18 protein-coding genes and 1 pseudogene are annotated in these 19,444 nt (G+C 74.4%); 8 read left to right on the plus strand and 11 right to left on the minus strand.

All coding sequences use genetic code 11. The features are described 5' to 3' along the window. The 3 genes and pseudogenes from Ae505Ps2_RS31390 to Ae505Ps2_RS23550 all read left to right on the plus strand — a co-directional run. Nucleotides 1-156: pseudogene (locus Ae505Ps2_RS31390) on the plus strand (IS5/IS1182 family transposase); the annotation flags it as partial. 109 nt (nt 157-265) lie between these two features. After that, the gene (locus tag Ae505Ps2_RS23545) at nt 266-883 is read left to right on the plus strand and encodes a GGDEF domain-containing protein (protein WP_075553999.1); all 618 of its coding nucleotides are present in this window, start codon (nt 266-268) and stop codon (nt 881-883) included. 307 nt (nt 884-1,190) lie between these two features. After that, nucleotides 1,191-1,889 (plus strand): hypothetical protein, encoded by a 699-nt coding sequence (locus Ae505Ps2_RS23550; protein WP_139318705.1) that lies wholly within the window; start codon nt 1,191-1,193, stop codon nt 1,887-1,889. Nucleotides 1,890-1,947: 58 nt separating this feature from the next. On the opposite strand, the gene aroB is transcribed toward Ae505Ps2_RS23550, so the two are convergent. Genes aroB through Ae505Ps2_RS23570 form a run of 4 tightly spaced genes read right to left on the minus strand, consistent with a single transcriptional unit; the run spans nt 1,948 to nt 5,633 of the window. Continuing rightward, nucleotides 1,948-3,075 carry a 3-dehydroquinate synthase gene (aroB, locus tag Ae505Ps2_RS23555; RefSeq protein WP_075306061.1) on the minus strand — a complete coding sequence of 376 codons (1,128 nt, stop codon included), beginning with the start codon at nt 3,073-3,075 and terminating at the stop codon, nt 1,948-1,950. Next, on the minus strand, nt 3,072-3,752 hold the full coding sequence (locus tag Ae505Ps2_RS23560; RefSeq protein WP_075554000.1) for a shikimate kinase: 681 nt from the start codon (nt 3,750-3,752) through the stop codon (nt 3,072-3,074). The genes aroB and Ae505Ps2_RS23560 overlap by 4 nt, the downstream gene beginning before the upstream one ends. Continuing rightward, on the minus strand, nt 3,749-4,951 hold the full coding sequence (gene aroC, locus Ae505Ps2_RS23565; RefSeq protein WP_075311707.1) for a chorismate synthase: 1,203 nt from the start codon (nt 4,949-4,951) through the stop codon (nt 3,749-3,751). The genes Ae505Ps2_RS23560 and aroC overlap by 4 nt, the downstream gene beginning before the upstream one ends. Before the next feature lie 13 nt (nt 4,952-4,964). Then, the gene (locus Ae505Ps2_RS23570) at nt 4,965-5,633 is read right to left on the minus strand and encodes an A24 family peptidase (protein ID WP_083702372.1); all 669 of its coding nucleotides are present in this window, start codon (nt 5,631-5,633) and stop codon (nt 4,965-4,967) included. An 87-nt stretch (nt 5,634-5,720) separates the two neighbouring features. Here Ae505Ps2_RS23570 and Ae505Ps2_RS23575 point away from each other — a divergent pair, with 87 nt between their 5' ends. Then, complete coding sequence (locus tag Ae505Ps2_RS23575) at nt 5,721-6,596, plus strand: fused MFS/spermidine synthase (RefSeq protein ID WP_075554001.1); 876 nt, start codon at nt 5,721-5,723, stop codon at nt 6,594-6,596. Nucleotides 6,597-6,617: 21 nt separating this feature from the next. Here the strand turns inward: Ae505Ps2_RS23575 and Ae505Ps2_RS23580 are convergent, their stop codons facing one another. From Ae505Ps2_RS23580 to shbA, 5 genes are all read right to left on the minus strand, one after another. Next, entirely contained in the window at nt 6,618-7,670 is a 1,053-nt protein-coding gene (locus Ae505Ps2_RS23580) for a 2,3-butanediol dehydrogenase (protein ID WP_075554002.1), read from the minus strand. A 103-nt stretch (nt 7,671-7,773) separates the two neighbouring features. Beyond that, on the minus strand, nt 7,774-8,910 hold the full coding sequence (locus Ae505Ps2_RS23585; protein ID WP_158071495.1) for an endolytic transglycosylase MltG: 1,137 nt from the start codon (nt 8,908-8,910) through the stop codon (nt 7,774-7,776). Nucleotides 8,911-9,009: 99 nt separating this feature from the next. After that, nucleotides 9,010-9,459 carry a Holliday junction resolvase RuvX gene (gene ruvX / locus Ae505Ps2_RS23590; RefSeq protein WP_075306053.1) on the minus strand — a complete coding sequence of 150 codons (450 nt, stop codon included), beginning with the start codon at nt 9,457-9,459 and terminating at the stop codon, nt 9,010-9,012. After that, the gene (gene alaS, locus Ae505Ps2_RS23595; protein WP_075306051.1) at nt 9,456-12,116 is read right to left on the minus strand and encodes an alanine--tRNA ligase; all 2,661 of its coding nucleotides are present in this window, start codon (nt 12,114-12,116) and stop codon (nt 9,456-9,458) included. Before alaS ends, ruvX begins: the two co-directional genes overlap by 4 nt. Before the next feature lie 258 nt (nt 12,117-12,374). Continuing rightward, nucleotides 12,375-13,148 (minus strand): RNA polymerase sigma factor ShbA, encoded by a 774-nt coding sequence (gene shbA / locus Ae505Ps2_RS23600; RefSeq protein WP_075306049.1) that lies wholly within the window; start codon nt 13,146-13,148, stop codon nt 12,375-12,377. Between the two features lie 378 nt (nt 13,149-13,526). On the opposite strand from shbA, the gene Ae505Ps2_RS23605 reads away from it, so the two are divergent. Further along, a complete protein-coding gene (locus Ae505Ps2_RS23605; protein WP_075306047.1) occupies nt 13,527-14,579 on the plus strand; it encodes a S1 family peptidase in 1,053 nt (350 codons plus the stop codon). Between the two features lie 7 nt (nt 14,580-14,586). Here Ae505Ps2_RS23605 and Ae505Ps2_RS23610 read toward each other — a convergent pair whose 3' ends face one another. Next, nucleotides 14,587-15,957 (minus strand): replication-associated recombination protein A, encoded by a 1,371-nt coding sequence (locus Ae505Ps2_RS23610; protein ID WP_075306046.1) that lies wholly within the window; start codon nt 15,955-15,957, stop codon nt 14,587-14,589. 43 nt (nt 15,958-16,000) lie between these two features. Next, nucleotides 16,001-17,302, minus strand: a complete 1,302-nt coding sequence (locus Ae505Ps2_RS23615) for a hypothetical protein (protein ID WP_075306044.1) — start codon at nt 17,300-17,302, stop codon at nt 16,001-16,003. A 179-nt stretch (nt 17,303-17,481) separates the two neighbouring features. Here Ae505Ps2_RS23615 and Ae505Ps2_RS31395 point away from each other — a divergent pair, with 179 nt between their 5' ends. The 3 genes from Ae505Ps2_RS31395 to Ae505Ps2_RS23625 all read left to right on the plus strand — a co-directional run bounded on the left by Ae505Ps2_RS31395 (nt 17,482) and on the right by Ae505Ps2_RS23625 (nt 19,444). Continuing rightward, a complete protein-coding gene (locus tag Ae505Ps2_RS31395; RefSeq protein WP_139318704.1) occupies nt 17,482-17,700 on the plus strand; it encodes a hypothetical protein in 219 nt (72 codons plus the stop codon). Nucleotides 17,701-17,777: 77 nt separating this feature from the next. Further along, on the plus strand, nt 17,778-18,293 hold the full coding sequence (locus Ae505Ps2_RS23620; RefSeq protein ID WP_075306042.1) for an Lrp/AsnC family transcriptional regulator: 516 nt from the start codon (nt 17,778-17,780) through the stop codon (nt 18,291-18,293). Then, on the plus strand, nt 18,290-19,444 hold the full coding sequence (locus tag Ae505Ps2_RS23625; protein ID WP_075554003.1) for an aminotransferase class I/II-fold pyridoxal phosphate-dependent enzyme: 1,155 nt from the start codon (nt 18,290-18,292) through the stop codon (nt 19,442-19,444). Before Ae505Ps2_RS23620 ends, Ae505Ps2_RS23625 begins: the two co-directional genes overlap by 4 nt.

The following is a 19,444-nucleotide window of genomic DNA, read 5'->3' on the forward strand; positions in this document are numbered from 1 at the left end:
CACTCAGCCCTTCGTGCTCTGGCCGAACGCGGAAACGCCCTGCTCAAGACCACCTTCGCCGCGTTGCGGCGAGTCACGCTATGTCCCTGGCGCACCGGCGCGATCACCGCAGCTGCGCTCGTACTACTCCACACCGAGTACGACCGCACGACATGATCAACCCGCTACTGAGAACACCTCACTGAGCCTCGGCGGAATCGTCGCGGCTGTCATCGTCCCCGACCACGTCCTGCTCGTCTGGCTGCTGATCCCTGCGCTCGTGTTGATGGAGCAGACGACCCTCATCAGGCAGCTGGAGACACGGGCATCGACGGACGCGAAGACCGGTCTGCTGAACGCCGAGGGCTGGCGTTCCCGCGCGCTGCAGCTGCTCGGCGCGGCGAAGCGCGACTGCACCTGTGCCGGCGTGCTCATCCTCGACCTGGACTTCTTCAAGGAGGTCAACGACCGCTACGGGCACCTGGTCGGTGACGCGGTGCTCCGCGCGGTCGGCGAGGCGATCGTCGCCGAGATCCGCGACGACGACGCGGCGGGTCGCTTCGGCGGGGAGGAGTTCGTCATCGCGCTGGCCGGGATGTTCACCTCGGCAAGCCGCAACGCAGAAGCGGTCCTGGAGGTGGGAGAGCGGATCCGACGCAGGATCGAGCGCCTGGCGGTCCACGTCGACGACGAGGTCCCCCCGGTCGCGGTCACCGACCTCACCGCCTCGATCGGGGCCGCGGTCTACCCGCAGGCCGGTCGCGAGCTCGACGTCCTGCTCGCGGCCGCCGACGAGGCCCTCTACGCCGCGAAGAACGCCGGCCGTAACCAGGTCCTGGTCAGCCACGGCCCGGCCGCTCCTCCGTCCAACCCGTCGGTGCCGTCACCACGCCCGGGACCATGAGGGACGTACGCACCGACGACGCGGGCGCCACCTGATCTCGACCGGTGTCGGCCTCTGTTCGGGGTCACGCCCTCGGCGAGCTCGACGGTCGGGTCGATCACTGCCGCCATGCTGCCCGTGCCGCCTTCAACTACCTGGCGTCACAAGATCCGTTGCGCTTCGTGTAGGCGGTTGGTCTCACCAGGTGACGGAGTGCTCGATCGTATGGCCCTACAGGACGCAATGTGTTGTATTCGCTGCTCCATCCCGCCGGATGAGCGCCAACGGGCTCGGGCGGGCAAGCGACGTGTTCACGGAGGCTGCGCAGGTGACCGCGCGCGACAGCTGGCAGCTCGGTGGAGCTGCTGCCCCGTCACGGGTCGGCGCCGAGCTGACCTGGTGGGGTGCAGCGCTGCCGCACGCAGGTCAGCTGATCGTGGCCGATCCGCTGTTGCCCCGGCCGTTGATGATGGCGTTGTTGTCCGACGCCGCCGACACCGCGTCCGCGCCGGGGCCCCGCCGGGCGCGCCTGATCGTGGTCTCGCTGCTGGTCGGTGGCGGGCTCGGCGCAGCAGTCCTGCAGGCGTCCGAAGCGCTGCTGGTGCTCCTTCTGCTCACTGTTGCGACCGGCTTCGTCGCCTGGGCGTGCCGCATGCGCAGCCGCGAGCGAGCGGTCCGGGAGCGCGAGGGGGCACGGCCGCTGTTCGCGGTACGTCCGGCCGCCGGCGAGCCGACCTGGGACCTGCTCGCCCATCTCGACGACCAACAGGCCTCCAGGTCGGACGACGCCTACCTCGCCGCGGCCCGTCATCTGCTGTGGCGGGTCGCGCACCTGAACCCGCGCGGCGACGCCGCCATCGCCCATCTCACCGCACGCGCTCACGACGGCGAGTTGTCGTCGGCCGAGCAGCTGTGGGCCGCGGCGGACGACCTGACGGCCCTGGCCGTCGCGTCCCCGCGTGACGTGCGCCGTTCGGTCCCCCAGCTGGCCGTCCTGTACCGCTACGAGTCCCACGCGACCCGCTGACCCCCCGGCGACCACGGCGAGCGGAGCGAGGACATCGGCCCGCGGCACGGGCACGGTCTCAGCGGGAGATCGCGGTGTACGCGGTCGCCAACAGCTCCGGGTCCGGGCCCTCCAGGCGGCCGGGCTCGGCGAGCCCGTCGAGGACCACGAACCGCAGCGTCCCGGCGCGGGACTTCTTGTCACCGCGCATGGTCTCCGTCAGCTCGTCGAGCACGCCGGGCTCGTAGCTCGTCGGCAACCCGACCAGCTCCAGCACCTCGCGGTGCAGGTCGGCGGTGGCGTCGTCGAGCCGCCCGGCGGCGCGGGCGAGCTCGGCGGCGAACACCAGGCCGACGGCGACGGCGTTCCCGTGCCGCCAGCGGTAGCGCTCGCGGCGCTCCACGGCGTGGCCGAGGGTGTGGCCGTAGTTGAGGATCTCGCGCAGGTGCGACTCGCGCAGATCCGCCCCGACGACGTCGGCCTTCACCCGGATCGCGCGGCGCACCAGCTCGGCCAGCACCGGCCCGGTCGGGTCCAGCGCGGCGGCCGGGTCGGCGCGGACGCGGTCGAGGATGATCGGGTCGGCGATGAACCCGGCCTTCCACACCTCCGCGGACCCGGCGACGAGCTCCGCGCGCGGCAGCGTGCGCAGCGTGTCGAGGTCGACCAGCACCGCGGACGGCTCGTGGAACGCGCCGACCAAGTTCTTCCCGGCGGCGGTGTTGATGCCGGTCTTCCCGCCGACGGCAGCGTCGACCATCGCGAGCAGCGTGGTCGGGACGTGCACGACCTTCACCCCGCGCATCCAGGTGGCGGCGACGAACCCGGCGAGGTCGGTGACCGCTCCCCCGCCGAACCCGACGACGACGTCGGCGCGGGTCAGCCCGGCCTCGGCGCAGGCGTCCCAGCAGTCGGCCAGCGAGGTCAGCGACTTGCCGCCCTCGGCGTCGGGGACCTCGTGCAGCGCGGCGGCCAGCCCGGCGGCGGCGAGCTCGTCGCAGGCGGCGGCAGCGCGGTCGGCGAGGGTCGGCGGGTGCAGCACGAGCACCCGGCCGGCGCCGGTCCCGGTGACGACCTCGGCGAGACGGGCGGCGACCCCTGCGCCGACGAGCACCGGGTAGGGCTGCTCGGTGCGCACGTCGATGCGGACCGCACCGTCGGACTCGAGGGTGCCGGAGGTGTCGGGCAGCGTGGTGGTGTCGGTCATCGGGCCTCCGCCCGCTCTGTGCCGGTCCCGGTGGCGTCCTGTGGTGAGCCGAAGCCGGGCGCCGGGAGCGTCGAGTCCTGGCGCGGGGTGGGACGGTCGAACGGGTCGGCCGCGTCGGGCGAGGCCTCGGGCAGGGTGTCCGGGCCCTGGCCGAACGCGGCCAGCACCGCGGCGACGACCTGGTTGGGGCTGCGCCGCACCGTGCTCACCTGCACGGTCGCGACCTCCGCGTAGAGCGGGGCGCGCTCGGCGAGCAGGGCGCGGAAGGTGGCACGCGGGTTCACCCCGGCCAGCAGCGGGCGCGCGGTGGACATGCCGGTGCGGCGCATCCCGTCGGCGAGGTCCACCTCCAGGGCGACGACGCGGTGCCCGGCGAGCAGCGCCCGGGTCTCGGCGGCGAGCACCGAGCCGCCGCCGAGGGCGAGCACGCCGTGCCCGGCGTGCAGCTGCTCGGCGACGACCTCCCGCTCCAGCGCGCGGAACGCGGGCTCGCCCTCCTGCACGAACATCTCCGCGATCGGCCTGCCGATGCGCTCGACGATCACCGCGTCGGTGTCGGCGAAGCTCAGCCCGAGCCACTGGGCGAGCAGGGTCCCGATGGTGCTCTTGCCGCACCCGGGCGGGCCGACGAGCACCAGCCAGGGGCGGCCCTGCGCATCGGGGCCCGGCGCGGTCATCGCTGCCCCGCGAGGTAGGAGGCGACGTTGCGGCGGGTCTCGTCGAGCGAGTCCCCGCCGAACTTCTCCAACGCGGCCTGCGCCAGGACCAGCGCCACCATCGTCTCGACGACGACCCCGGCACGCGGCACGGCGCAGGCGTCGGAGCGCTGGTGGATGGCGGTGGCCTCCTCACCGGTGGTGGTGTCGATGGTGCGCAGCGCCCGCGGCACGGTGGAGATCGGCTTCATCGCGACCCGGACCCGGACCGGCTCGCCGTTGGTCATCCCGCCCTCGATGCCACCGGCCCGGTTGGTGAGCCGGGTGACCGGGACGGTGCCCGCCGGGCCCTGCCCGGGCGAGCCGGCGGGGACCATCTCGTCGTGGGCGACGGAGCCGCGGCGGTGCGCGGTGCGGAAACCGTCACCGATCTCGACGCCCTTCATCGCCTGGATGCCCATCAGCGCGGCGGCGAGCCGGGCGTCGAGGCGGCGGTCGGCCTGCACGTAGGTGCCGACGCCGACCGGCATCCCGTAGGCGATGACCTCGATGACCCCACCGAGGGTGTCGCCCGCGTCGTGGGCGGCGTCGATCTCGGCGGCCATCGCGGCACCCGTGGCGTCGGTGAACGCGCGCACCGGGTTGGCGTCGATCCGGTCGAGGTCGGCGGGGCCGGGCAGCGGCTCGTCGTCCGGGGCGTCGACGGCACCGATGCCCACGACGTGGGACACGATCGTCACACCGAGCGCCTGCTGCAGGAACGCCTTCGCGACGGTGCCGAGCACGACGCGCGCCGCGGTCTCGCGGGCGCTGGCCCGCTCCAGGACCGGACGGGCCTCGTCGAAGCCGTACTTGGTCATGCCGGCGAGGTCGGCGTGCCCGGGGCGGGGCCGGGTCAGCGGCGCGTTGCGGGCGCGGTGCGCGATCAGCTCCGGGTCCACCGGGTCGGCGGCCATCACCGTCTCCCACTTGGGCCACTCGGTGTTGCCGATCCGGACCGCGACCGGGCCGCCCTGGGTGACCCCGTGCCGCAGGCCGCCCAGGACCTCCAGCTCGTCGGCCTCGAACGCCATCCGTGGGCTGCGGCCGTAGCCGAGCTTGCGGCGGGCCAGCTCGGCCTGCAGCTCCTTCGTGGTGACCGAGACACCGGCGACCATGCCCTCCAGCACGCCCACCAGGGCCGGACCGTGGGATTCCCCGGCGGTGATCCATCGCAGCACGGCGACCATCCTCTCACCCGGCCCCGACGGCACCCGACGGCACCACGACCGTCGCGGCGACGACCACCAGGGCGGCACCGAGCAGCACCGGCCCGTGCGGGAGCCTGCTCCCCCACCCGGCCCGGCCGGCCGCAACCACGACGAGCGCCACCACCGCCGAGGCGATCGCGGCGCCCACCGCCACCACCGGCAGCAGCGCCCACCCCGTCCCGGCGGCCGCGGCTCCCACCGGGGCGGCCAGCTTCACGTCGCCGCCGCCCATCGCGTGCGGCGAGACCAGGTGCACCACCAGGTAGGCGCCGCCGAGCAGCACCGCGCCGGCCAGGCCGCGCAGCACGGCGCCGCCCCCGGCCGGGACGAGCGCGGCCAGCACCAGCACGAACCCGGGCACCGTGAGCGCGTTCGGCAGCCGGCGGACCAGCAGGTCGGTCGCCGACCCGGCCACGGCCAGCCAGGACAGCACCGCGAGCAGCGCCGCCCACCGCGGGTCGAGCCGTCCGGTCTGCACCGCCAGCGCAACCGCCGCCCAGCACAGTGCCGTCCCCGCCGCCGTCCCCGCCGCCGTCCCCGGCCCGCACCACCGCTCCGGTACCGGCGCCCCGCGGGGCGCCCGGGCCAGCAGGTACCGGGTACCCGCACCGGCGACGAGACCCAGGGCGGCGGCGAGGACGACGAGGCTCATACCCCGATCCTGGGGCCCGGGGCGCCGCCCGGACCGACCGATCGCCCGCCTGTGGACAACTCGTCGGCCCGGGGCAGGATGACCGGAATGGGATCCCGTGCACCGCAGGACGACCGTCGGGCCGGCGCGGTGGTCCGCGCCGAGGTCGACCACGGCGTCGCCGAGCTGGTGCAGGACGCGGCGCGGCCGTCGTCGTGGACGTTGCTGCTCGACGGGACCGCCCAGTCCCACGTCGACCTCGACGCCCCCGAGCACCTCGAGTTCGAGTACGTCCGCCGGATCGGCCACCTCGTGGACCTCGCCGCGCCGCCCGCCGTGCCGCTGCGGGTGCTGCACCTGGGCGGCGGGGCCTGGACGCTGGCCCGCTACGTCGCCGCGACCCGCCCCGGGTCGGCCCAGACCGTCGTCGAGCTCGACGCCGAGCTGGCCGCCCTCGTCGCACACCGGCTGCCGGGCCCCGGCGTCGCGGACGGGCTGGCCGTGGTCACCGGGGAGGCACGCGCCACCCTGGGCCGGTTCGCGCCCGGGTCGTTCGACGTCGTCGTCGTCGTCGACGTGTTCGCCGGCGCCCGCACCCCGGCCCAGGTGACGACGGCGGAGTTCCTCACCGCCGTCCGCCGGGTGCTCGCGCCGACCGGGATGCACGTGGCGAACCTCGGCGACGGCGCCCCGTGGCCGTTCCTGCCCGGTCAGATCGCGACGGCCGGCGCGGCGTTCGCCGAGCTCGCACTCGTCGCCGCGCCGGACGTGCTGCACGGTCGCCGGTTCGGGAACCTCGTGCTCGCCGCGTCGGACCGGGAGCTCCCGGTGCCCGGCGTGACCCGCCGCGCGGCCGGGGACCCGTTCCCGGCCCGGGTCCTCGACGACGCCGACACCCGCGCCCTCGGCCGCGGCGCGGGCGTCGTCACCGATGCGTACGCGGTCCCCTCACCGCGGCCGCCGGAGGGCTTCTGGGGGCAGTGATCCCCGGTCAGGGACCCCCGGTCAGGCCAGGGACGGGTCGACCAGGACCTTCATCTTCCGGCCCGCGGGCAGCGCCTCGAAGCCCTCCTCGACGACGTCGCGCATCGCGATCCTCTCCGTCCAGCCGGTGGTGTCGTAGTGGCCGCCCGCCATCAGTTCGATCACCGCCCGGTAGTCGTCGTGGGTGTAGCAGAGCGAGCCCTGGATGCGGGACTCCCCGAGGACCAGGCTGAGCAGCGGGGTCACCAGGGGCGTCTCGTAGATCGCGACGCTGACCATCGGACGGCCGGCACCGAGGGTGTCCAGCGCCGTCGCGACGGCCGGGGCGACGCCCGCGGCGTCGTAGCAGGCGTCGGCGCCGCGGCCGTTCGTCAGGTCGGCGACGATCGCGGGCACGTCCTGGGAGGTCGGGTCGAGGGTCTGGGCGCCGAGCCGCTCGATCGCGCCGCGCCGGGTCGCCGACGGCTCGACGACGCGGACGTTCTCCACGCCCATGCCGCGCAGCGCGAACCACAGCCCGATCCCGATCGGCCCGGCGCCGAACACCAGGGCGGTGTCGCCCGGGTCCACCTCGCCGAGCTTCGCCGCGTGGTAGGCCACCGACATGGGCTCGACGAGCGCGCCCATCTCCAGCGACACGTTCTCCGGCAGCGGGTGCAGCATGTGTGCCGGAACGACGGTCGACTCGGCCATGCCGCCGTCGGCCATCAGCCCGTGGAAGCCGATCTGCGCGCACACGTTCTCGCGGCCCTCGGCGCAGCGCGAGCACGTCCCGCAGCTGTAGAGCGGCATCACCGCGACCCGGTCGCCCTCGGTGACGCCCTGGACCCCCGACCCGATCTCGACGACGGTGCCGGAGAACTCGTGGCCGAGGGTCAACGGCAGCTCGCGGCCGGTCAGCGGGTGCTTCTGCCCGTTCGGGATGAAGATCGGCCCCGCGTAGTACTCGTGCAGGTCCGAGCCGCAGATGCCGTTGAACCCGACCCTGAGCCGGACCTCGCCGGGGCCCACCTCGCCCTCGGGCACGTCGGTGATGTCGAGGTCCCCGCGTCCCCGGTAGACGACCGCACGCATCGTTGGCTCCTCTCGCCTGACGTCGTTGTCGGGACCGGTCTACCGGTGGCGGGTGAGCGCCGTCACGGGTTGGGGCGGGGTTGCATGCGCGCCCGGTGATGGGTCAGAACGCTCCGGCGGCGCGGGCACGGTCGACGTTGCCGAGGTGCTCGGGGTAGGTCGTGGCGAAGCAGGAGGCGCCCTCGGTCGTGCACCGCACGAAGAACAGCCAGGGCCCCGCGGCCGGTTTCTCCGCGGCCGCCAGCGCGGCGGTGGACACCGAGGCGACGGGCGTCGGTGGCAGCCCGGTGTTGAGGTAGGTGTTGTACGGGCCGGGGGTGTTGCGGGCCTCGGCGGTGGTGCGCAGCGCCTGCACGTCGAGCGGGTAGTTGACGGTGGAGTCCATCTCCAGTCGCTGGTTCGCGGCGAGCCGGTTCTCGATCACCCGTGCCACCTTGGGCATGTCGGGGACGAGCGCCTCCTTCTCCACGACCGAGGCGAGCACGAGGGTGCGGTAGGAGTTCGCGCCGCCCAGCCCGGCGGCGTCGAGCCGCTTCGCCGAGGCGGTGAGGACCTGCCGCAGCACCTGCTCGGGGGTGCCACGCGGATCCAGGTCGTAGGGGCCGGGGGCGACCAGGCCCTCCATCCGGCGCTCGGGCGCCGCGGCCCGGTAGCCGGCGCGGGCCCAGTCGGGGACGGCGATCGCGGCCGGGTCGGCGTCGGCCATCGCGGTGCGCAGGGCGTCGACGCTCGTGCAGGTGGGGTCGCCGTCGGCGGCGCCGAGGCAGGTGGCGCGGGAGATCTGGGACAGCACACCCGGGGAGACGGTGCCGTCCGGGGCGCGGGTGTCGTCGAGCTGGACGCCGCCCTTGACGTCGAAGAACCCGACGCGCCGCTCCGGGTCGAGCAGCGCTTCCACCGCGGAGTCGCCGGACATGTGCGAGCGGAGCTCGTAGTAGCCGGGCTGGACCCGCTGGATGCCGGGCTCTTCGGCGGCGGCCTCGACGAAGGCCGCCCGGGACTTCACCACGTCCAACCCGACCAGGGTGTCCCCGATCGCGCTGGTGGAGTCGCCGGACTCGACCCGCACCACCACCGAGCCGCTGCCGGAACCGGTGTAGTCGTCGGCGCCGCGCAGGTACAGACCCGCCGCGACGAGAACCGCACCGGCCAGCAGCGCCGACCCCAGCAGGGCGAGCCGCCGCCGCCGGAAGTGCACCGGGGTCGGACGGTGCCGCACGGGGCCCGCGGTCGTGCTCACACCGGGCCCCGGGACGTCACGTCGTACTCGCCGGCGCCGGTCACGGGCACGAGGGTAACGGCCCGGCGCCCGCCGGGTGGTCACCCCCGGTGGCGGTGATCAGCCGTCGCGGGTGGTATCCAGCCAGCCCTGCAGGATGGCGACGGCGGCCTGCTGGTCGATCACGGAGCGTTGCTTGCGGCCGCGCACGCCGCGCCCGGCGAGCTGCCGGGTCGCGACGACGGTGGTCATCCGCTCGTCGGTGAGCTCGACCGGCACCGCGCAGCCGGCGGCGGCGAGACCCGCCTCCAGCGCGGCCGCGAACTCCCGCGCGGCGACGGCTGCCGGGCCGTCCTCGCCGCGCAGGTTCCGGGGCAGCCCGAGCACGATGCCGACGACGTCGTGCTCGGCCACCAGATCGGCGATCCGGCGCACGTCGGCGCCGCCCTCGGCGTCGCGCGCGACGGTCTCGACCGGGGTCGCGAGGATCCCGTCCGGGTCGCACATCGCGACGCCGACGCGGACGGCGCCGACGTCGATGCCCAGGCGCCGCCCGCGGACCGGCGTCACGGACGCAGCGCGGTGCGCAGCTTCTGCACCGCGGCGTCGATCCCGGCCGGGTCGGTGCCGCCACCCTGGGCGAGGTCGGGCTTGCCGCCGCCGCGCCCGCCGACCGCCGGGGCGAACTCGCCGATCAGCTTCCCGGCGGCGACCCCGTTGTCCCGTGCCGCCTTCGTGGTGGCGACGACGAACGACACCTTCTCCCCGTCGACGCCGAACAGCACGACCACACCGGGCCGGTCTCCCAGCTTGCCGCGCACGTCGGCGGCGAGGGTCCGCAGGTCGTTGCCGGTCACCCCCTCCGGGGCGGTGACGGCGACGAGCGCGGTGCCGTCGAGGTCCTCGGCCCGCTCGGCCAGCGCCCCGGCCGAGGCCAGGACGGCGTCGGCGCGGTGCTTCTCCAGGTCCCGCTCGGCCGTCCGCAGCCGCTCGACGATCCCGTTGATCCGTTCCGGCAGCTCCTCCGGGCGGGCCTTGAGCTGGTCGGCGAGCTGGTTGACCAGCAGGTGCTCGGTCGTGGCGTGCTTGAAGGCGTCCAGTCCGACGAGCGCCTCGACCCGACGCACGCCGGAGCCGATGGAGGCCTCGGACAGCACCCGGACCAGGCCGAGCTCGCCGGTGCGCCCGACGTGGGTGCCACCGCACAGCTCACGCGAGTAGTCGCCCATGTCGACCACGCGCACGCGATCGCCGTACTTCTCGCCGAACAGCATCATCGCGCCGAGCGTGCGCGCGGAGTCGATGGAGGTCTCGTAGGTCTGGATCTCCCGGTCCTCCTGCAGGACCGAGTTCACCTCCTCCTCGATCTCGACCAGCGCCGCGGGCGGCACGGCCCCGGTCGGGGAGGTGAAGTCGAACCGCAGCCGGCCCGGGGCGTTGAGCGACCCGGCCTGCGCGGCGGCGCTGCCCAGCGCCCCGCGGACCCCGGCGTGCACGAGGTGGGTGGCGGTGTGGGCGCGCGAGATCGCGGACCGGCGGGTGCGGTCGACGTCGGCGACGACCTCGGCGTCGAGGGTCACGGTGCCGGCGGTGACGACGCCGCGGTGCACCCGCAGCCCGGCCACCGGCGACTGGACGTCGTCCACCCGGACCTCGAACGACGCACCGCGGAGCACACCGGTGTCGGCCTGCTGGCCGCCGGCCTCGGCGTAGAACGGGGTGCGGTCGAGCAGCACCTCGACCTGCTCGCCCTCCTCGGCCGCGGGCACGGTGGCGCCGTCGCGCAGCAGCCCGACGACCCGGGCCTCGGACTGCAGCGTCTGGTACCCGGTGAAGTCGGTGGCGCCGTGGGTGTCGAGGACGGCGCGGTACACCGAGGCGTCGACGAAGCCGACCTTGCGCCCGGCGGCGTCGGCCTTGGCCCGCGAACGCTGCTCGTCCATCAGCGCGGTGAACCGCTCCCGGTCGACGGTGAGTCCGGCCTCGGCGGCCATCTCCAGGGTCAGGTCGATCGGGAAGCCGTAGGTGTCGTGCAGCGCGAACGCCTGGTCGCCGGGCAGGGTGTCGCTCCCGGCGGAGCGCGCCTTCGACACCGCGCCCTCGAAGATCCGCTCCCCGGCGGTCAACGTGGCGCGGAAGGTGTCCTCCTCGGCCCGGATGACCGCGGAGATGCGCTCGAAGTCGGTGGTGAGCTCGGGGTAGGTGGGCGACATGGTCTCGCGCACGACCTCGGCGAACTCGCCCAGGCAGGGACCGGTGACGCCGAGCAGCCGGGCGGAGCGCACGATGCGGCGCAGCAGCCGGCGCAGCACGTAGCCGCGGCCCTCGTTGCCCGGGGTGACGCCGTCACCGACGATCATCATCGAGGACCGGGCGTGGTCGGCGATGACGCGGAAGCGGACGTCGTCGGCCTCGTTCTCGCCGTAGCGGCGGCCCGAGAGCTGCTCGGCCTTGGCGATCACCGGTCGGACGAGGTCGGTCTCGTAGACGTTGTTGACGCCCTGCAGCAGGAAGGCGACCCGCTCGACGCCCATCCCGGTGTCGATGTTCTTGTGCGGCAGCGTGCCGATCGGCGGATGCCCCTTCTTCGGGGACAGCTCGCCGCGCTCGTCCTGCATGAAGACGAGGTTCCAGATCTCGAGGTAGCGGTCCTCGTCGGCCTCGGGGCCGCCCTCGGCGCCGAACTCCGGGCCGCGGTCGACGTAGATCTCCGAGCAGGGTCCGCCGGGACCGGGGACGCCCATGTCCCAGTAGTTGTCGTCGCCGCCGCGGCGCTGGATGCGCTCCTCGGGCAGGCCCGCGATCTCCTTCCAGAGCGCGATGGCCTCGTCGTCGTCGTGGTAGACGGTGACCCAGATGATCTCCGGGTCGAAGCCGTAGCCGCCCTCGTCCTGGCTGCGGGTGATCAGCGACCAGGCGAACTCGATGGCGCCGCGCTTGAAGTAGTCGCCGAAGGAGAAGTTCCCGGCCATCTGGAAGAACGTGGTGTGCCGGGTGGTCTTGCCGACCTCGTCGATGTCCGGCGTGCGGACGCACTTCTGGATCGACGTGGCGCGCGGGTAGGGCGCGGGGACGTCGCCGAGGAAGTACGGCTTGAACTGCACCATGCCCGCGTTGACGAACAGCAGCTGCGGGTCCTCGAGGATCAGCGAGGCGCTGGGGACGGGCGTGTGCCCGTTGCTCTCGAAGTGGGCGGTGAAACGACGGACGATCTCGTGGGTCTGCACCGGTGGGTCTCTCGTGACGGGTACGGCTGGCGACGGGTCGGCGACGGGGCGGGCGCCCTGCGCCCGCGCCACACCGTAGGCCGCGCGGCGTGGGGACGCCGCGGGAGGCCGGTCGTGCCAGGTTACCGGCACCCGCAGCAGCGACGGCCGGTGCCGGTGCGCGCCCGAGCGCACCGGCACCGGCCGCCTGCGGGCCGCGCCGTGCTCCCGGTCCGGGGGGTCGACCGGGGAGCGGGCGGGCCCGCCGTCACGCCGCGGTCACACCGCGACCGGCAGCGGGGCGTCGAGTGGGGGCCGCGGCGCGGGGACCGCGGGGACGAGGGCCGCGGGGGCGCGGACGGGGGCCCGCGGGGCGGGGACGGCGACGACCGGGGCACCCGCCCGGCGGGACGCGCGGTCCTCCAGCTCGCGGCGCAGCCGCTGCAGCGCGCGGTGCTGGGCGACGCGGACCGCACCCGGGGTGGAGCCGAGCACGTCGGCGGTCTCCTCGGCGCTCAGCCCGACCGCGACGCGCAACGTGAGGATCTCGACCTGGCGCGGGCCGAGCAGGCCCATGAGGTCGGACAGCCGGTCGTTGCGCTCGGCGTGGAGCACGAACTGCTCCGGGTCCTCCTCGCGGCTGAACCGCTCGGGGACCTCCTCGACGGCGTCGCAGCGGTTGCGGGCCATCGCCCGGAACGCGTCGGCGACCTTGTGCCGGGCGATGCCGAACACGAACGCGCGGAACGACATGCCCGAGGGCCGGTAGTCCGGCAGTACGGAGAGCACGGCCATGCAGACGTCCTGTGCGACGTCGTCGGCGCAGCCGAGGATGGTCTCGCGCCGGCCCAGCCGGGCGCGGCAGAAGCGCGCCACCTGCGGATGCACCTTGGCCAGGAGCAGTGCGACGGCGCGCTCGTCGCCGGCGACGGCGGCGGCCAGCATCTCCGGCGGGAGCAGGTCCGGCGCCTGCCCGGGGTCGGTCTCCTCGACGGTGTCGTCGGGTGCGGTGTCGTCGGGTGCGGTCGCGATGGCCACGGGTCCGTCGTGCATCTACCCAGCTCTCCTCGGTCGCGCCCCGGGGGGGCGCGTCAGGCGCCGGCACCGCCCGTCCGACCCCGGGAGAGGTCGGGCGGCGCGACTGTCGCGCTGTCCTCCGCCGGTGGTGGTCGGCGCTGCCGGCAGGTCCGCCCGGCCGCGCCCCGGCCTGCGTTCAACCCTCGCGGTGCACCCTTTCGGGGTCAATTAATATGCACAATTTGCGGTATGTGACGACGGACAGTAGGAGCCTCGGGTCCTGACGGGGGTGACCCAGGCCACGGACGGACGTCTCCATCTCACAGTGGGGTGCCATCCGTCTGCGGGGCGTGACCCATGCGGAGCAGCGTCGTTGGGCCGGGTGTCACGCTCCGCCCGCCCGAAGGAACGCTCGTGCCTCTGCGTCGCCCGCACCGTCTCCTGCTCGCCGCTCTCGGCACCGTCGCGATCGGTGTGGCGGTGGCCGTGCCGGCGACCGCGGCGCCCGAGCCGGCCCCGGTCACGGTCGGCGACGACGCGGCCGCGGCGCTGGTGCCGGCGGTGACCGAGGCACTCGGCCCCGCACTGGCCGGGACGTGGCTGGCCGGCGACCGGCTGATGGTGGGCACCTGGGACGCCGGGACGGCTCCGCTGATCACCGCGCTCGGCGCGACGCCGGTGGTGCGCGACGAGCCGCGCCGCGACCCGGTCGCGGTGCTGTCGGCGCTGGCCGCCCGCACCGCGACCGGGATGCCCGCCGGCCTGGACTCCTACGGCGTCGACCCCCGCACCGAGCAGGTCGTGCTGAGCGTCGTCGACGGGCCGGGTGCCGACGCGCTGGCCGCGCGCCTGACCGGTGGGCTCGACCCGTCCGCGGTACGGGTGGAACGGGTCGCGGCGCCGGCGCACCGGCAGGCCGCGGTCGGCGGGGGCGACACCATCACCGACGGGACCCGCCGCTGCACGGCCGGGTTCGCCGCCTCGGACGGCAGCAGCGACTGGCTGATCACCGCCGGGCACTGCACCCGGAACTCGTCGTCCTGGTACGCCGTCGACGGCTCGACGATCGGCTCGGAGGTCGAGACCGCGGGCGGCGGGGTCGACGTCGGGGCGATCGCGGTCGGCCCGGGCAGCGTGTCGCCGACGGTGTCGGGCATCCGGGTCGCCGGCAGCCGTCCGGCGCCCGTCGGCTCCTCGGTCTGTCTCTACGGCTCCACCAGCGGGCGGTCCTGCGGCACGATCCAGCGCACCGACATGACGGTGAACTTCGAGGGCCAGAGCCAGTCCGGGCTGACCTCGGTGGCGGCGTGCGCCCAGGAGGGCGACTCCGGCGCCCCCTACATCACCTCGTCCGGGCAGGCCCAGGGCGTGCACACCGGCGCCGGCGGCGACGGCAACTGCACCAGCTACTTCACCCCGATCCGCACCGCGACCGGAGCGCTCGGGCTGACCCTGCGCACCGGCTGATCCGGGCTCAGTCCCGGGTACCGCGCACGACGCGCCGCAGCTTCGGCAGCCGCTCGGCCAGGACGCGCTCGTGCCCACGCCCGGACGGCGCGTAGTAGTCGACGCCGACGACGTCGTCGGGCGGGTACTGCTGGCGCAGGACGCCGTCGGGGTCGTCGTGCGGGTACCGGTAGCCGACGGCGTTGCCGAGCTTCTGCGCGCCGGCGTAGTGGCCGTCGCGCAGGTGCGGGGGCACCCCGCCGACCTTGCCGGAGCGGACGTCTGCCATCGCGGCGTCGATCGCGGTGATCACGGCGTTCGACTTGGGCGCGGTCGCCAGGTGCACGGTGACCTGGGCGAGCGCGATCCGCGCCTCGGGCATCCCGACGAGCTGCACGACCTGGGCGGCCGCGGTGGCGGCGGGCAGCGCGGTCGGGTCGGCCAGCCCGACGTCCTCCGAGGCGTGGATCATCAGCCGGCGTGCGATGAAGCGGGCGTCCTCCCCGGCGACGAGCATCCGGGCCAGGTAGTGCAGGGCGGCGTCGGGGTCGGAGCCGCGGATGGACTTGATGAACGCGCTGATGACGTCGTAGTGCTGGTCGCCGGCGCGGTCGTAGCGCACGGCGACCTCGGTGACGGCGCGCTCGACGGCGGCGAGGTCGATCACCGGGTCGCCGCCCGCGCCGAGGACGCCGTCGGCGGCCGCCTCCAGCGCGGTGAGCGCGCGGCGCCCGTCGCCCGCGGAGAGCCGGACCAGTGCCTCCTCGCCGTCCTCGGCGAGCTCGACGGTCGCGTTCAGGCCGCGCTCGGAGGTGACGGCGCGATGGAGCAGGGTGCGCACGTCTTCCTCCCCGAGGGACTGCAGCTGCAGCACGAGGGAGCGGGACAGCAGCGGGGACACGACGGAGAACGACGGGTTCTCGGTGGTCGCGGCGACGAGCAGGACGAGCCGGTCCTCGACCGCGCCGAGCAGGGCGTCCTGCTGGGTGCGGGAGAAGCGGTGGACCTCGTCGATGAACAGCACCGTGGTCGTGCCGCTGCGGTCGCGACGCCGGCGTGCCTCCTCGATGACCGCCCGCAGCTCCTTCACCCCGGCCGACAGCGCCGACAGGGCGACGAAGTGCCGGTCGGCTCCCCCGGCGCCGGCCATCAGCCGGGCGAGGGTGGTCTTGCCCGTGCCGGGCGGGCCGTAGAGCAGCACCGACGCCGCGGCACCGCCGTCGAGGAGGCGGCGCAGCGGGGCGCCGGACTTCAGCAGGTCGGCCTGGCCGACGACCTCGTCGAGGGTGCGCGGACGCATCCGGGCGGCGAGCGGCGCGTCGGGACGGACGGCGTCGCCGTCACCGGTGTCGCGCTCGTCGCCCCCCGGGTCGATGTCGAACAGGCCGTCGGTGCTCATCGCATCCAGCCTGCCAGGACACCGGCCCCGGGGGACGAGCGCCTCAGGCCCGGTCGATCTCGTCGGCGAGGACGGGGGTGTGCACCGGGTTGTGCTCGTGGAAGCGGCACTCCGCGTAGGTGACGATCATGGCGGCGACACCGGCCATCTGCAGCGGCAGCTGCAGCAGGACCGCCACGAGCTCACCCAGGACGGGGCTGAGGAACATCAGCGGCGTGGCGATGACCAGCGAGATGATCATCGAGTACACGACCGCGATCAGGAAGAAGACCACCAGCCGGCCGAGTACGGGGAAGAAACGCGGGTTGACCAGGGTGAACGCCCGGCCGATCCCGGCCCGCTCGATCACCACGACCCCCATCAGCGCGCCCGTGAACACCACGCCCAGGTAGATGGCCGGGATGACGAGCAGGAAGAACCCGATGACGAACAGCAGCCCGGCCAGCAACGACCAGCCGATCACCGGGAGTGCGCGGTTCTTCGCGAACGCGATGACCTGGTCCTGGTTCCACGGGCGCTGTGCCGCGTCGCGCACGACGACGAAGACCGACGCCGCATAGCCGAGAGCCGACAGCACGAGGGTGACCACGGCCAGGAGCAGGGTGGTCAGGCCGAGGCCCGCCACGACGCCGGCGCTGAGGTCGAGGTCGACGGGGTCGAACGACGACCGCGTGCTCCCGTCGAGGACGTAGCCGAGGGCGCTGAGGATCGCGGTCGGGATCAGCACGATCAGGTTGATGACCAGCAGCGGCTTCCAGCTCCGCTGCAGCACGCCGACGATCTTGGAGAACCAGTCGCCGAAGGAGAACGGCACCAGCGGATCCGGGGAGGTGCCGCTGGGCGGGGCGCCGCCGGCGGGGTAGGCGGGCTGGCCGTAGCCGCCCTGGGGGTACGGACCGCCGTACTGCTGGCCGGGCGGGTACTGGGCGGGGTACTGCTGCCCGGCCCCGGGGTACTGGCCGGGGTACGGGGTCCCGGGCTGCTGGCCGCCGTAGGGCTGGCCCGCGCCGGGGTACTGGCCGGGGTACGGCTGCTGACCGTACTGCGACCCCGGCTGGCCGTACTGCCCCGGCTGGCCGTACTGCCCGGGCTGGCCGGGCGGGCCGTACTGCCCGGGCTGGCCGTACTGCTGCCCCGGGTCCTGCCCGTACTGCTGGCCCGGCTGCCCGTGCTGCGTGCCGGGGTCCTGCCCGTGGGGAGCCTGGCCGTACTGCCCACCCTCCGGCGTGTCCGGCCGGTCGCCGCTCCAGGCCGCGTGGCCGGGCTCCTGGGCGCCACCGGGCGTCGCGGCGCCCCCGGGACCGGCCTGCGGGTCCTCGCCCCGCGGCGGTTCGTTGCTGCTCATGCGCGCGGACCCTAGTTGCGGACCGGGTGCGGCGGCGCCGAATTCACCGGCTCGCCCCCGATTCGTGACCGTCGCGTACGCACCGTGATCGTCTCCGACCCCGGATCGTCGCCGGAACGCAACGCCGCGGACGCGCGGTGTCACCGCCTCGCAACAGATCCCGTGCATGCTCACAGGGCATGGACACGATCCCGAGTTGCCCGCTCTGTTCTCGTCCGCGCACCCCCGCCGACGTCCGCGGACTCGCGTGGAGCAGCCACCACGGCCCGGCCGGCACGGTGTACGTGTGCGGTCCGTGTACGCGGCTGCACCTCGTCGACCTGGAGTGCGGGCTGCTCGACCCGGCCCGCGGCGCCGTCACTCCGGGCGTCGCGGCCCCGCTGCCGCGCGCGGCCTGACCGGTCGGACGGGGCGGGCCACGACCGACCCGCCCGGCCCGCGGCGCGACGACGGGCGGTCGTCGTAGGGTCACGCCGTGCGCGAGATCCTCGAGTTGCTCGAACGTGACGCGTCGTTGAGCCACGACACCGTCGCCACCATGCTGGGTCTGACCCGGGACGAGGTCGACACCCGGATCGCGGAGTGGGAACGCTCCGGGGTGATCCGCAGGCACAAGGCCGTCGTGGACTGGGCCCGCTACGAGGACGGCGGCGACGGCCACCCCGGCGCGGGCCGCGCCGGTGCGCAGGTGACGGCGTTCATCGACGTCTCGGTGGCCCCGGCCCGTGGGGTCGGGTTCGACGACGTCGCCGCTCGCATCTCCCGGTTCGACGAGGTCCGCGACTGCTACCTCGTCTCCGGTGGGCACGACCTGCGCTGCACGGTCGTCGGCCCGGACATCCGCGCGGTCAGCGACTTCGTGTCCCAGAAGCTGTCCACGATCGACCGGGTCCGCTCGACCGCCACGCACTTCGTGCTGGCCACGCACAAGCGCGACGGCGACTCCTTCGCCGAGCCGGAGCCCGACCACCGGCTGCCGGTGACCCCGTGAAGCCGCTCAACACGACGATCTCGGCGATCCCGCCGTCGGGGATCCGGCGGTTCTTCGACATCGCCGCCGAGATGGACGACGTCATCTCCCTCGGTGTCGGCGAACCCGACTTCGTGACGCCGTGGCGGATCCGCGAAGCCGGCATCTACGCCCTGGAGCGCGGCTACACCACCTACACCGGCAACGCGGGCCTGCCGAAGCTGCGTGAGCTGGTGTGTGCGGACCTGGCGTCGCGCTACGACGCCCACTACGAACCCGCCACCGAGTGCCTCGTGACGACCGGGGTGTCCGAGGGGCTCGACCTGGCGTTCCGGGTGCTGCTGAACCCGGGCGAGGAGGTCATCGTCCCGGAGCCCTGCTACGTCGCCTACCAGCCCTGCGTCGCGTTCGCGGGGGGTGTCCCGGTCGGGGTGCCGACCCACGCCGAGGACGGGTTCGCCATCGACAGCGCCGCGGTCGAGGCCGCGGTCACCCCGCGGACGAAGGCGATCCTGATCGGCTCGCCGGCCAACCCGACCGGCGCGGTGCAGCCGCCCGAGGTGCTGCGCGAGCTCGTCGCGCTGGCCGAGCGGCACGACCTGTACCTGCTCTCCGACGAGATCTACGACCGTCTCACCTACGTCGGCACCCACACCTGCCTGGGTGCGGTCCCCGGTGCGCGGGAGCGGACGGTGGTCCTGGGCGGGTTCTCCAAGGCCCAGGCGATGACGGGGTGGCGGGTCGGCTGGCTCGCCGCGCCGGAGCCGATCGCCGAGCTGTGTCTGCGGGTGCACCAGTACACGATGCTGTGTGCGCCGCACGTCTCGCAGATCGCCGCGGTGGAGGCGCTGACCAGCGCGGAGGGCGACGTCGCGGAGATGGTGGCCGACTACGACCGTCGCCGACGGGTGTTCGTGAAGGGCCTGCGCGAGGCCGGGCTGGACTGCCCGGAGCCCGCGGGCGCGTTCTACGCGTTCCCTTCGATCCGCGCCTCCGGCCTGGACTCGGAGACCTTCGCCGAGCGGCTGCTGCGGGAGGAGTCGGTCGCCGTCGTCCCGGGCAGCGTGTTCGGGTCGCCCGGGGAGGGGCACATCCGCTGCTCGTACGCGACGGCGCTGCCACAGCTGGAGCAGGCCGTGGAGCGGATCGGGAACTTCCTGCGACGCCTGTAG

It is taken from the genome of Pseudonocardia sp. Ae505_Ps2 (genome assembly GCF_001932425.1).
In the GTDB taxonomy this organism is placed as follows: domain Bacteria; phylum Actinomycetota; class Actinomycetes; order Mycobacteriales; family Pseudonocardiaceae; genus Pseudonocardia.